The following is a 12125-nucleotide window of genomic DNA, read 5'->3' as shown; positions in this document are numbered from 1 at the left end:
ATGTCGGCTACACCGCGCGCCACCACACCTTCTTCGAGATGCTCGGCAACTTCTCTTTCGGCGACTACTTCAAGGAAAGGGCCATCGAGCTCGCCTGGAACCTGGTCACGAAAGAGTATGGGCTCCCCGCCGAGAAGCTGATCGTCACCGTCTACTCGGAGGACGACGAGGCGCATTCGCTGTGGAAGCGGATCGCCCGCCTTTCCGACTCCAAGATCATCCGCATCGCGACCTCGGACAATTTCTGGGCGATGGGGGACACGGGCCCGTGCGGTCCGTGCTCTGAAATCTTCTACGACCACGGCGACCACATCCCCGGCGGCCCGCCGGGCTCGCCCGGCGAAGACGGTGACCGGTTCATCGAGATCTGGAACCTCGTCTTCATGCAGTTCGAGCAGGTCGCTCCCGGCGAGCGTCTGCTGCTGCCCAAGCCCTCCATCGACACCGGCATGGGGCTGGAGCGCATCTCGGCCGTCCTGCAGGGCACGCACGACAATTACGAGACCGACCTGATGCGGGCGCTGATCCGCGCCGTCGCCGATGCGACGGGCGTGGATCCCGATGGCCCGCGCAAGGCGAGCCACCGGGTCATCGCCGACCATCTGCGCGCCTCGTCCTTCCTGGTGGCCGACGGCGTGCTGCCCTCCAACGAGGGCCGCGGCTACGTTCTGCGCCGCATCATGCGTCGCGCCATGCGCCACGCCGAATTGCTCGGCGCCCGCGAGCCGCTGATGTGGCGCCTGGTCCCGGCGCTCGTGCGCGAGATGGGCCACGCCTATCCCGAACTGGTGCGCGCCGAGGCTCTGATCACCGAGACGCTGCGCCTGGAGGAAACGCGCTTCCGCAAGACGCTGGAGCGCGGGCTCGCCATGCTGGAGGACGAGACGCGCGACCTCGGCTCCGGCCAGAGCCTCAAGGGCGAGGTGGCGTTCACGCTCTACGACACCTACGGCTTCCCGCTCGACCTGACGCAGGACGCCTTGCGCGCCCGCGGCATCGGCGTGGACGTCGACGCCTTCAACACCGCGATGCAGCGCCAGAAGGAGATGGCCCGCGCCGCCTGGGCCGGTTCCGGCGAGGCTGCCACCGAATCCGAGTGGTTCGCGGTGCGCGAGAAGGTGGGGGCCACCGAGTTCCTGGGCTACGACACGGAGCGGGCCGAGGGCGTGGTCACCGCCATCCTGCGCGGTGGCCGCCAGGTCGACGCGCTGGCGTCGGGCGAGGAAGGCCTCGTGCTCCTGAACCAGACGCCCTTCTACGGCGAATCCGGAGGACAGGTGGGGGATTGCGGGCTGATGCTCGGCCCCGACGCCAGCCTGCGGGTCAACGACACGCAGCGAAAGCTCGGCGACCTTCTCGTCCACGAGGTCTCAGTGGAGAGTGGCCGCGTCGCCGTCGGCGATGCGCTGGAACTTGTCGTCGACCATGAGCGCCGGTCGGCCGTGCGTGCCAACCATTCCGCGACGCACCTCCTGCACGAGGCGTTGCGGCAGGTGCTCGGCGACCACGTGGCACAGAAGGGCTCGCTCGTCGCGCCGGAGCGCTTGCGGTTCGACTTCTCGCACCCCAAGCCGATCTCTCCGGAGGAGCTGACCCGGGTCGAGGCGATCGTCAACCGCGTCATCCGGCAGAACGAGCCGGTCGTGACCCGCCTGATGGCCGTCGACGAGGCGATCGCGTCCGGCGCCCGGGCCCTGTTCGGTGAGAAGTATGGCGAGGAGGTCCGCGTCGTTTCGATGGGAACGAACGCCGGCGGCCAGAATGCCGGGTCAACCTACTCCATCGAACTCTGCGGCGGCACGCATGTGGCGCGCACCGGCGATATCGGGCTGCTCTCCATCCTTGCGGAAGGGGCGGTCGCCTCCGGCGTCCGCCGCATCGAAGCGGCGGCAGGCGAGGCCGCGCGGCTGCACCTCGTCGGCGAGGCGCGCATCCTGAAGGACCTCACCGGCCTGCTGAAGGCGCAGCCCGGCGAGGCGGCCGAGCGCCTCGCCGGCCTGATCGAGGAACGGCGCCGGCTGGAGCGCGAGCTCAGCGAGGCGCGCAAGAAGCTCGCGATGGGCGGTGGCGCCGGCGCGGCGGCTGCGGACGGCGTCCAGGACGTCGGCGGGATCAGGCTTCTCGCCCGCGCTGTGAGCGGCATCGAGATGCGCGACCTGAAAAGCCTGGCCGACGAGGGCAAGAAGCAGATCGGCTCCGGCATCGTGGCCATCGTAGGCGTCGCGGAGGACGGCAAGGCCGGCGTCGTGGTTGGCGTCACCGGCGACCTCACCAGCCGCTTCAACGCCGTCGACCTCGTGCGCGCAGGGTCGGCGAAGCTCGGCGGCAAGGGCGGCGGCGGCCGGCCCGACATGGCGCAGGCCGGCGGGCCGGACGGGACGCGGGCCGAGGAGGCTCTCGCCGCCATCCAGGCCGCCGTCGCGGCCGCCTGACATGGCAAGCTCCGGCACGGCTGCCGAGCGCCGCGGGCGCCGGCGGCTGCGCCGGCGTGTCTACGAGATCCTCGAGGAGACAGTCCCGGGCGACAACACGGCAAGGCTCGTCCATGCCGGGCTGATTGCCTGGATCGTCGTCAGCGTCGCCAGCGTCGTTCTCGAAACGGTGCCGCAGCTGATGACGGGGTTCGGCCCGGTCTTTCGCGGGCTCGACGCCGTGTCGCTCGTCCTTTTCACGATCGAATACGGCCTTCGCGTCTGGGCTGCGCCGGACTATCCGCAGTATCGCCGCATGCGCCCCGCTCTCGCCCGGCTCGCCTATGCGCGCAGCCCCGCGGCGATCATCGACCTCGTCACCGTCGTGCCCTTTTACCTCGCCTATGTCATTCCCGCGGACTTCCAGGCCTTCGTCGTCTTCCGCCTGCTGCGCTTCCTGAAGCTGGCGCGCTACTCGCCTGGCCTGAGTTCGCTCTATGACGCCGTCGTCACCGAGCGGCGGGCGCTCACGGCCTGCCTCGTCATCCTGATCGGGGTGGTCGTGGCCACGGCATCCGTCATGCACATCGTCGAGCGTGGGGCCCAGCCGGACAAGTTTGGCACCATTCCGGATGCCATGTGGTGGGCCATCGTCACGCTTGCGACCGTGGGCTACGGCGATGCCGTGCCCATCACCTGGCTCGGCAAGCTGGTGGCCTCCGTCACGGCTGTGATGGGCCTCGTCATGCTCGCCCTGCCGGTCGGCATTATCTCTTCGGCCTTCCTCGAATCGATTCACAGGCGTGATTTCGTGGTCACCTGGGGAATGGTGGCGCGTGTCCCGCTGTTCGCCAGCCTTACCGCGGAGGAGGTGGCGCAGATCATGCGGTACCTGCATTCGCACTCCGCCGAGCCCGGCGAGGTGATCGTGCGTCGCGGCGAGGTGGGGCACAGCATGTACTTCATCGGCTCGGGCCAGGTGGCAATCGAGATGGGCAGCCAGCATGAGCACAGGCTGGGGGCGGGCGATTTCTTCGGCGAGGTAGCGGTGCTGCAGGCGGCGCGGCGCTCCGCGACGGTGCGGGCGGTGGTGCGCACGCAGCTCCTGGTGCTCGACGCTACCGACCTGCTGGTGCTGATGGAGTCGCGGCCCGACATCGGAGAGCGCATCCGCGCCGTGGCCGAGAAGCGCGTCGCCGCCGGGTCTTCCCGCACCGTCGAGCACAGGGAGGCGCTGGAGGAGATGTCGCCGAACGAGGAAGACGGCGCCTGACCGGGCTCGCTTCGGCCGTCCTCGCATGGCCGCCCGCGCCGGACCGCGCGTCTTCAGACGCGCTGTCGCAAGACGCGGGTCCGGAAACCCAGGCTCCACATTATCCGTCCGTGTCGTGGTCTGGATGCTGCCGGTTCTGGATGCGGCCGTCCCGCGTCGGCGGCGGATCGTCCGACGTCACCTGGCCCGGCAGGCCGGGGAGGGCGTCGAACCACGGCATACGGCTCTCGACGCCATAGGCGATCGTCGGCGGCACGCGCGCCGGTTCGTCGAGGCTGCCCAACGCCACGTCGATCATGTCCTCGGCCGTATAGCGGAACGTCAGAGGCGTGCCGCACTGGCGGCAGAAGCCACGCTCCACCGCGTCGGAGCTCATGAAAACGCCCGGCTCGCCGCGCGTCCATTCGAAGTCGGCCAGCTTCACGCCCGCGAGCGGCGCGAAGTAGGAGCCGAAGGCCTTCTGGCACATGCGGCAATGGCAGATGCTGGCCTTCTCGGGCGGCGCGTGCAGCGCATAGCGCACGGCCCCGCACTGGCATCCCCCGGTCAGCTTTCGCTCTCGCCCGTCCATTCCCGTCCTCCGCCACCCGGCGGCATCATCAGCCGTCCGGCGGTGGCCATGCAAGCACGGGCGGAGCTTGCAGCAGCACGTCCGAAGACGCGTGGTTTCATTCCGGTGTTGGAGCGCAGCGACGAAGCAACCCAAGGGTGGCGGAAGGGCCCAGACCTGGGTTGCTTCGCTGCGCTCGCAATGACGTCGGATGGCGTGAATTCCGCGCTCGTCATTGCGAGGAGCGCAGCAACGCGGCAACCAGAAGGTCGCGGCGGCCTCAGGCCGCCATCGCCTTTTTCAGGTTCTCGTCGATCTTGTCGAGGAAGCCCGTCGTCGACAGCCATTTCTGCTCGGCGCCGACGAGCAGAGCGAGGTCCTTGGTCATGAAGCCGGCCTCGACGGTGTCGACGCAGACCTTCTCCAGGGTGTCCGAGAAGCGGGCCAGCTCGGCATTGTCGTCGAGCTTGGCGCGGTGGGCGAGGCCGCGGGTCCAGGCGAAGATCGAGGCGATGGAGTTGGTCGAGGTCTCCTTGCCCTTCTGGTGCTCGCGGTAGTGGCGGGTCACCGTGCCATGGGCGGCCTCGGACTCGACGATCTTGCCGTCCGGCGTCATCAGCACCGAGGTCATCAGGCCCAGCGAGCCGAAGCCCTGCGCGACGATGTCGGACTGCACGTCGCCATCGTAGTTCTTGCAGGCCCAGACGTAGCCGCCCGACCACTTCAGCGCCGAGGCGACCATGTCGTCGATCAGGCGGTGCTCATAGGTGATGCCGAGCGCATCGAACTTCGTCTTGAACTCGGCCTGGTAGACCTCCTCGAAGATGTCCTTGAAGCGGCCGTCATAGGCCTTGAGGATCGTGTTCTTCGTCGAGAGGTAGACCGGGTACTTGCGGTTGAGGCCGTAGTTCAGCGAGGCGCGGGCGAATTCACGGATGGAATCGTCGAGGTTGTACATGGCCATCGCGACGCCGGCGTCCGGGAACTTGAACACCTCCTTCTCGATCACCGTGCCGTCGTCGCCCTCGAACTTGATGGTCAGGCGGCCCTTGCCGGGCACCTTGAAGTCGGTGGCGCGGTACTGGTCGCCGAAGGCGTGGCGGCCGACGATGATGGGCTGTGTCCAGCCGGGCACGAGGCGCGGCACGTTGCGGCAGATGATGGGTTCGCGGAAGATCACGCCGCCCAGGATGTTGCGGATCGTGCCGTTGGGCGACTTCCACATCTCCTTGAGGTTGAACTCCTTCACGCGTGCCTCGTCGGGCGTGATGGTGGCGCACTTCACGCCGACGCCGACCTTCTTGATGGCCTCGGCAGCCTCGACCGTCACCTTGTCGTTCGTCGCGTCGCGGTGCTCAACGCCGAGGTCGAAGTACTGCAGGTCGACGTCGAGATAAGGGTGGATCAGCTTGTCCTTGATCAGCTGCCAGATGATCCGGGTCATCTCGTCGCCGTCGAGTTCGACGACGGGGTTGGCCACCTTGATCTTCGCCATCGGCATATCCTCGCAGGCAGGGGTCCGGACCGGCCGGACAGGATGTCGGCGCCCCTATAGCACCCGCCCCGGAGGCGACCAAGCACGCCTTTGGAAGGAACGGCGGAAGGAATGGCGGAAGGAACGGCGCCTCAGCCGTGGCCCCGGACGGCGCCGTTCGCGCGCTCGGCGACCAGCGCCCATGGCTCGACGATGGCGCTGAAGCGGTCGGCCGGGGACAGCTCCGCGAGGGCGGTCCGCAGTTCCGCCTCGAACTCCTCGCGCCGGTCGGCCAGGCGGTCGGGCGAGGTCGCGGAGTAGGAATAGGCGCGGCCGACAATGTCGTCTGCTGTCAGCGTCTCGGTCATGACGAAGCCGTGCCGCTCCATGCAGGGGAAGGGAGAAGCGGCCATCACGGCCTCATGCGGCAGCCAGCCGGGCGCGCGCCGGGCGGCGCGGGCCGTGAGACCGCCGGTGTCGTAGGCCTCCGCCAGCCGGTCGTAGACGGCGCGCCAGCCGTCGTCCCAGAGGCGTTCGTCGCCGAACAGGACCACGGCACCACCCGGCTCGACCAGCCGCTCCAGCGCCTCCAGCGTCGGCTGGCGGTCCATCCAGTGGAAGGAGCGGCCCATGGTGACGATGCGGAAGGGCCCGTCGATGGCCTCCAGGTCGTCGGACGAGGCTTCGACGAGGGTCACCGTCACGCCCTCGCGCTGGGCGGCACTCCGGGCCGCGGCCAGCATGGCGGGCTCGGGGTCGAGCGCGACGACCTCGCAGCCGAGGCGGGCGAATGGCACGGCCAGCGTGCCGGGCCCGCAGCCGAGGTCGAGCACCCGGTCAGACGGCCCCAGCGCCGTCCGTCGCGCCACCCAGTCGATCAGGGCGGGAGGATAGGCGGTGCGGTGCCCGTAATAGGCCACCGCGCTGCGGAAGCGGTGTTTCTCGAAGGGTATCCGCCCGGGATCGTCGGCCATGGCCGGTTCCCCTCACTTGATGCCGAAGCCCAGATACTCCAGGCCGAATGCTCCTGCCCCCAGCATGACGGTGGACCACAGGAAAGCCGATGTCCAATTAGCGACCTGGAAGGCGAGAAAGGGCATGGTGCAGGCCCCGGCGACCAGGGGCACCACGGCCCGCAACGGGCCGACAAAACGGCCGAAGAACACGCCGGCCATGCCCCAGCGCTCGAAGAACGCGTGACCGCGCCGAAGCAGGCCCGGATTCCTGGACAATGGCCACATGCGCGAGATCGGCTCATGGAAGTGGTAGCCGAGCCAGTAGGAGAGCCAGTCGCCCAGTCCGCCGCCGATGGCCGCGGCCAGCCAGATGGGCCAGAACGAGATGCCGCTGACGCCCACCAGCGCCCCGATCCCCCAGAGAAGCACGGTCGCCGGGATGAGCAGGGAGAAGAAGGCGATCGATTCCCCGAAAGCGAGCAGGAAGACGATGGGGATCGCCCACTCCTCGTGCTCCTGCACGAACGCGATCACCGGCCGGGCGAACTCTGGCATCTCCACGCGGGCGGGCTCCTGGCTGATCCGGATCGAGGGCGGGGTCGAAAAGGCTCCGTCCTGACCGCCGGATGAGACAGCCAGGCCTGTGCCTCAGATGTTGCGCCGTGCCGGGGATGCAAGGCACCGGGATCGCCGGACCGTGAGCGGTTGCAGTCTGGCCACGGCGGGTGCCGGCCCCTAGGTTCCTGCCACACGCCACCGCCGGGCGCGAGTCGCCCGGCGCAGATCCGACAGGAGAGCCCCCCATGAGCGCCGCGCCCGCGCCGATCGAACTTTATTTCTGGCCCACCCCGAACGGGTACAAGGTCACGATCATGCTGGAGGAAGCAGGGCTTCCCTACACCGTCGTTCCGGTGAACATCGGCAAGGGCGACCAGTTCAAGCCCGAGTTCCTCGCGATCTCACCCAACAACCGGATGCCGGCGATCGTCGATCCCGCGGGTCCCGGCGGTGCGCCGATCTCGGTCTTCGAGTCGGGAGCGATCCTGCAGTATCTCGGCCGCAAGACCGGGCAGTTCTACCCGTCCGACGAGCGCCGGCGCGTCGCGGTGGAGGAGTGGCTGTTCTGGCAGATGGGGGGCTTCGGCCCGATGCTGGGCCAGACCCACCACTTCCGCATCTATGCGCCGGAAAAGGTCGAGTACGCGATCAACCGCTACACCAACGAGACCAACCGGCTCTACGGCGTGCTGAACAGGCGGCTCGCGGACAACGAATTCGTTGCGGGCGAGTACTCGATCGCCGACATGTCGATCATCGGATGGGCGCGCGGGTGGGAACGCCAGGGCCAGGACATCGCCGACTTCCCGCACGTGAAGCGGTGGATGGACACGGTGCTGGCGCGCCCCGCCGTCCAGCGTGGCCTGGCCGTCGATGTCAAGGATGACAAGCTTGACCTCAGCGCCGACAAATCCGCGCAATCCGTTTTGTTCAACCAGAGAGCGCGTTGAAGGAAGGTACTTCCGCCAGATTGTAGCGATGGTGAACGCCTTCTGAAGGCATTCCGGCCATTCTGGACAGATCCGGCCCATAATGCGTCAAATTGGGCCGGATTTTCCACTCAAATGCAGCTTTCGATTGAAACGTTCACAAATGATTCAGGGCGCGGATTCACGCACCCTTAGCAGAAATGCGGCTCAAATCTGTCTCATCCGAGGCGGCATTGCGTAGTCAAGCTGCCGGACTCAAGAACGAGGGCGATCCTGGATGGATCGAGGAGAGGACAGAGTTATGGCGCGTATGGAGATTGCCACCGACACCGCTGCGCTGCATGCCGCGCACGATGCAGATGGCCGGGCCTTTTTCGAACTCGGGATGATGTACGCGGCCGGCCGGTCGGTCGACGTGGACCGGATCGCGGCTCACAAGTGGCTGAACATCGCCGCGATGAGGGGCTGCCGCGATGCCATCCCGGTACGCTCTGAACTGGCGCACGAGATGACGTCCGACGAGATCGCCGCCGCCCAGCGCGAGGCGCGCCTCTGGCTCTCCCAGCACTGACGCGGGAGAGCCAGCGCGCCGGCTGGTTTTACTGGCAGACCTTGACGTTCCGGTAGCCTGCGACCTCACCGTACTCGTCGAAGAGCGGGCGGCGCTCGCGATGGCACACGACCGGTGGCGGCTCCTCGTAGACGACGACCGGGGGAGGCGCGGGTTCGGCATAGGCCGGGCGCGTGGCTCCAACGAGCGCGCCGCCGAGCAGCGCGCCGGCGGCCAGGCCGCCGAACAGCGCGGCATTGCGGCCTTCAGCGGCGACCGCGGGCGTCTGGGCAAAGGCCCCGCCCAGGACGGCCAGCGCGAGGCCGGCCGATACGATCCGTTTCATGGGACGTCCCCTTCATCATCGCCCTCGCTGGGCGGCGTGGGGGGCAGCATCGCCGCCATTCTTGAACGGTTCGTAAAGATTGACCGCAAGTGAACGTGATCGGTCTAATGCAAGGTGTCGCGGATCACGAACAGGCAAAACTCAGTGCAGCAGGGGCCGCCCGGGTACCGGCAACGCGGTAGCAGGTGCAGGCGGATTGGGTGAGGGCAGGGCGGTCACGAACCGTCAGGCGGCAGCGCGTGGAGCGGATGAGCCGGCGTCCCTCGAGCTCGTGCAGCGCCATTGTCACGCCCGCCCTGCGCACCCCGAGCGCCTTGGCGAGCCTTTCATGGGTGATGTTGAGTTCGTCCTCGCCGCCGCGGTCACAGACCTCCAGGATCCACCGCGCGAGACGGGGCACGAGGCGGTGTTGCGCATTGCAACCCGCCGCCTGCAGCGAGTGGTCCAGCAGCGAGGCGGCATGCTGCAGGCAGGTGCTCCGCAGCTCCGGCATCGCCGCCAGCGCCTCCTCAAAGCGCCGGCGCGCGATGCGGTAGCCGGACCCCGAGATCCGCATGACGGCGCCGTGCGCCGGAACGGACTGCCCGAGGACGAGGCCGATGCCGACGGCGTTCTCGGGCCCGATGAGCACGAGGTCGACGCCCCTCAGCCCCTCGCCGCCAACCAGCGCGGCGGTCCCGGTCTCCAGCATGTGGACGAACTGGATCTGCTGACCGGCCGTCATCAGCGTCGTGTCAGCGTCAAGGACCACGTAGTCGGACGACTCGAGCAAGGCGTCCCGTGTTTCATGAGACAGGCTGGTCAGCAGCGCGTTGACGGGTGCCGGCCGGTCCGGGGAAATCCTGTCCTGCTGAAGATTGCGAACGGCGTGCATGGCCTTCTCCCTGGAGAGGAGTGCAACCTGCCCTGCGGCTCCCCGAGGAGAGCAGGTACACAGCATCCGTCATCACAACGCCACGCTTGCGTTCGGGTTCACCGGCAAATCGCCGCAACCGAGCGGCGCTCCGGTCGAGAAGACTCATGTGAAGCGCTTAGTAAGTGAGATTGCGAGCCAATCCCGCCTTGAGTACGGTTATGTACTAAGATCATGCTCTCGCGTGATGGCGCTCAAGAACGCCGGCCGGCATCCATCAACTCGACGCCGTGCCATAGAAGCGGGCGGCTGCCTCAGGCGACACATAGCCCTCCCGTATGTCTTCCGCGAGGGCCTCGGGATCCCGCTTGCCGGGTTCGCCATAGCCGCCGCCTCCGGGTGTCGTGAGGAGGATGCTGTCGCCCGGCTCCAGCGTGATGTTGGCGAACTTGCTCGTCGAGACCTTGCCGTAGAGCTCCCTGACGGTGCTCCACTCGGCAGTTCCTGTCTTCTTGATGGCCGTGCCGCCATTGCCACCGGGCTCGCCGCCGAAGATGGCCCAGGGCTTCACCTCGTGCCGGTCGCTGCACTGGCTGCCGGTGATCGGCACGGCGGTCGCCAGCAGTTCGCGCCGGTAGCCGAGGCCTCCGCGCCACTGGCCCGCACCGCCGGAGTCGGTCAGCATCTCGCACCGGATGACGCGGAACGGGAACCGCGTTTCGAACACCTCGGTCGGGTTGAAGCGGCAATTGCCGTTGATGGCGATCACGCAGTCATTGCCGTCATGGCCGTAGCGGCCGCCCCAGCCGCCCGACATGATGTCGTAGCAGGCGAAGTATTCGTCATAGTCGGGATGATTGCCGCCGAAGACGAAGTTCGTCCCCGTGCAGCTTTCCGACGCCATGACCCGCTCGGGCACGCAGGCGCCCATGGCGCCGATCGTGATGTTGGCGAGGCGGGGATGCGTCTCGGTGTTGCCGGCCACGAGCGGGCCGGGATAGTCGACATTCGTCACGCGCCCGGGCGGGGAGACCACCCTGATCGGCCTGAACGCCCCGGAGTTCTTGGGAATGGCGGGGTCGGTGATGTGCAGGAGGCCGTTGTAGACGGCGCCCGTGGCAACGCCAAGGGTGGCGTTGATCGGCCCCCTGGCCTGCTTCGACGAGCGGTTGTAGTCGGCGACGATCTCGTCGCCGTTGACGTACATGTCGATGGCGACCGTGTAGGGCTTGTTCTCGATGCCGTCGTTCTCGACGATGTCGTGGAAGCCGTACTTGCCGTCGGGGAACACCGAGATCTCGGCCCGCATGCGGCGTTCGGCATAGTCCATCAGGTCCTCGCACGTGTCGCGGAACACCTGCTTGCCGTATTTGTGGATGATCTCGGTGATGCGGCTCACGCCGAGATCCACGCTGCCGATCATGGCGCGCAGATCGCCGTAGTTCTGGCGCGGCGTGCGGCAATTGGCGAGCAGCAGCTTCCAGACCTCCTCGACGTCCTCGCCCTGCTTCTGGATCTTCACCGGCGGCACCCGCAGCCCCTCGTGGAAGATCTCCGTCGCCTCGCCGCAGAAGGCGCCGGGCACCATGCCGCCGATCTCGGCGATGTGGCCGATGCACACGGCGAAGCCCATCAGCTCGCCGTCAACGAAGAACGGCTTGAAGAAGGTGTGCTCGGGGCAGTGCAGGCCGCCACGGTAGGGGTCGTTGTGGAGGATGACGTCACCCTCCTTCAGCGTCTCGAACGGGATCTCCTGGGCGCAGGTCTTGATGAGCAGCGGCATGCCGCCGATCATGGTCGGGCAGAACTCCGCGCAGGCAATCATGTCGCCCTTGGTGTCGGCGAGCGCGCAGGTGAAGTCGAGGCCCTCGTTGAAGATCGTCGAGTAGGACGTCTTCATCAGGAGGATGCCCATCTCGCGGCAAATCGAAACCATCGTGCTGTCGAGGATCTTCATCATCACCATGTCGGGCGGGCTGGTGCGCGCGGGGCGCGGGCCCTTGGCGATCTCGACGGGCAGCTTCGGCTGCACGATCGACAGGCGGAAATAATCCTCGCCATTCGCCGCCCTCAGGCCTGCCCATTCCACGCACCACGGCGTGCAGAAGAGCTGCTTTCGCCCGGCCGGCTCGGCCTTGATGCCCGGCCCGTAGACCAGCATCCCGCAATTGTCGCACTTGACGTATTTTTCGACGTAGTAGCCGTTGTCCGAGAAGCGCATCGCC

The 12125-nt window shown here is 67.5% G+C and carries 11 protein-coding genes; 4 read left to right on the top strand and 7 right to left on the bottom strand.

Translation table 11 applies throughout. The annotated features are described in order from the left end of the window. A partial coding sequence (gene alaS, locus AC5JCN_RS10350; protein WP_495754941.1) for an alanine--tRNA ligase occupies positions 1-2432 on the top strand: 2432 nt, incomplete at its 5' end. Position 2433: 1 nt separating this feature from the next. Continuing rightward, positions 2434-3684 (top strand): cyclic nucleotide-gated ion channel, encoded by a 1251-nt coding sequence (locus tag AC5JCN_RS10345; RefSeq protein ID WP_495754940.1) that lies wholly within the window; start codon positions 2434-2436, stop codon positions 3682-3684. 100 nt (positions 3685-3784) lie between these two features. On the opposite strand, the gene AC5JCN_RS10340 is transcribed toward AC5JCN_RS10345, so the two are convergent. The 4 genes from AC5JCN_RS10340 to AC5JCN_RS10325 form a co-directional block, all read right to left on the bottom strand. Continuing rightward, positions 3785-4255 (bottom strand): GFA family protein, encoded by a 471-nt coding sequence (locus AC5JCN_RS10340; RefSeq protein WP_495754939.1) that lies wholly within the window; start codon positions 4253-4255, stop codon positions 3785-3787. Positions 4256-4514: 259 nt separating this feature from the next. Further along, a complete protein-coding gene (locus tag AC5JCN_RS10335; protein WP_495754938.1) occupies positions 4515-5729 on the bottom strand; it encodes an NADP-dependent isocitrate dehydrogenase in 1215 nt (404 codons plus the stop codon). A gap of 131 nt (positions 5730-5860) precedes the next feature. Continuing rightward, entirely contained in the window at positions 5861-6682 is an 822-nt protein-coding gene (locus AC5JCN_RS10330; RefSeq protein WP_495754937.1) for a class I SAM-dependent methyltransferase, read from the bottom strand. Positions 6683-6694: 12 nt separating this feature from the next. Then, positions 6695-7219: a DedA family protein gene (locus AC5JCN_RS10325; protein ID WP_495754969.1), complete on the bottom strand. Its 525-nt coding sequence runs from the start codon at positions 7217-7219 to the stop codon at positions 6695-6697. 248 nt (positions 7220-7467) lie between these two features. Between AC5JCN_RS10325 and AC5JCN_RS10320 the strand changes: the two genes are divergently transcribed. Together AC5JCN_RS10320 and AC5JCN_RS10315 are read left to right on the top strand one after the other, a co-directional pair. Continuing rightward, the gene (locus AC5JCN_RS10320; protein ID WP_495754936.1) at positions 7468-8172 is read left to right on the top strand and encodes a glutathione S-transferase N-terminal domain-containing protein; all 705 of its coding nucleotides are present in this window, start codon (positions 7468-7470) and stop codon (positions 8170-8172) included. 280 nt (positions 8173-8452) lie between these two features. Continuing rightward, complete coding sequence (locus AC5JCN_RS10315) at positions 8453-8722, top strand: SEL1-like repeat protein (RefSeq protein WP_495754935.1); 270 nt, start codon at positions 8453-8455, stop codon at positions 8720-8722. Positions 8723-8750: 28 nt separating this feature from the next. On the opposite strand, the gene AC5JCN_RS10310 is transcribed toward AC5JCN_RS10315, so the two are convergent. The 3 genes from AC5JCN_RS10310 to AC5JCN_RS10300 form a co-directional block, all read right to left on the bottom strand. Further along, a complete protein-coding gene (locus AC5JCN_RS10310; RefSeq protein ID WP_495754934.1) occupies positions 8751-9047 on the bottom strand; it encodes a hypothetical protein in 297 nt (98 codons plus the stop codon). A 124-nt stretch (positions 9048-9171) separates the two neighbouring features. Further along, entirely contained in the window at positions 9172-9921 is a 750-nt protein-coding gene (locus AC5JCN_RS10305; RefSeq protein WP_495754933.1) for a Crp/Fnr family transcriptional regulator, read from the bottom strand. A 256-nt stretch (positions 9922-10177) separates the two neighbouring features. Beyond that, entirely contained in the window at positions 10178-12121 is a 1944-nt protein-coding gene (locus AC5JCN_RS10300) for a hydantoinase B/oxoprolinase family protein (RefSeq protein WP_495754932.1), read from the bottom strand. Positions 12122-12125: the final 4 nt, after the last annotated feature.

The organism is Alsobacter sp. (assembly GCF_059501845.1).
The sequence above is the reverse complement of the archived record's forward strand: the minus strand, read 5'-3'. Positions and strand labels throughout refer to the sequence as shown.

Bases quoted from the DNA above. Each gene is read 5' to 3' on its own strand.
- AC5JCN_RS10330 (WP_495754937.1), bottom strand. From the start codon at position 6,682: ATGGCCGACGATCCCGGGCGGATACCCTTCGAGAAACACCGCTTCCGC.
- AC5JCN_RS10305 (WP_495754933.1), bottom strand. From the start codon at position 9,921: ATGCACGCCGTTCGCAATCTTCAGCAGGACAGGATTTCCCCGGACCGG.
- AC5JCN_RS10320 (WP_495754936.1), top strand. From the start codon at position 7,468: ATGAGCGCCGCGCCCGCGCCGATCGAACTTTATTTCTGGCCCACCCCG.
- AC5JCN_RS10335 (WP_495754938.1), bottom strand. From the start codon at position 5,729: ATGGCGAAGATCAAGGTGGCCAACCCCGTCGTCGAACTCGACGGCGAC.
- AC5JCN_RS10325 (WP_495754969.1), bottom strand. From the start codon at position 7,219: ATGCCAGAGTTCGCCCGGCCGGTGATCGCGTTCGTGCAGGAGCACGAG.
- AC5JCN_RS10315 (WP_495754935.1), top strand. From the start codon at position 8,453: ATGGCGCGTATGGAGATTGCCACCGACACCGCTGCGCTGCATGCCGCG.
- AC5JCN_RS10345 (WP_495754940.1), top strand. From the start codon at position 2,434: ATGGCAAGCTCCGGCACGGCTGCCGAGCGCCGCGGGCGCCGGCGGCTG.
- AC5JCN_RS10300 (WP_495754932.1), bottom strand. From the start codon at position 12,121: ATGCGCTTCTCGGACAACGGCTACTACGTCGAAAAATACGTCAAGTGC.
- AC5JCN_RS10310 (WP_495754934.1), bottom strand. From the start codon at position 9,047: ATGAAACGGATCGTATCGGCCGGCCTCGCGCTGGCCGTCCTGGGCGGG.
- AC5JCN_RS10340 (WP_495754939.1), bottom strand. From the start codon at position 4,255: ATGGACGGGCGAGAGCGAAAGCTGACCGGGGGATGCCAGTGCGGGGCC.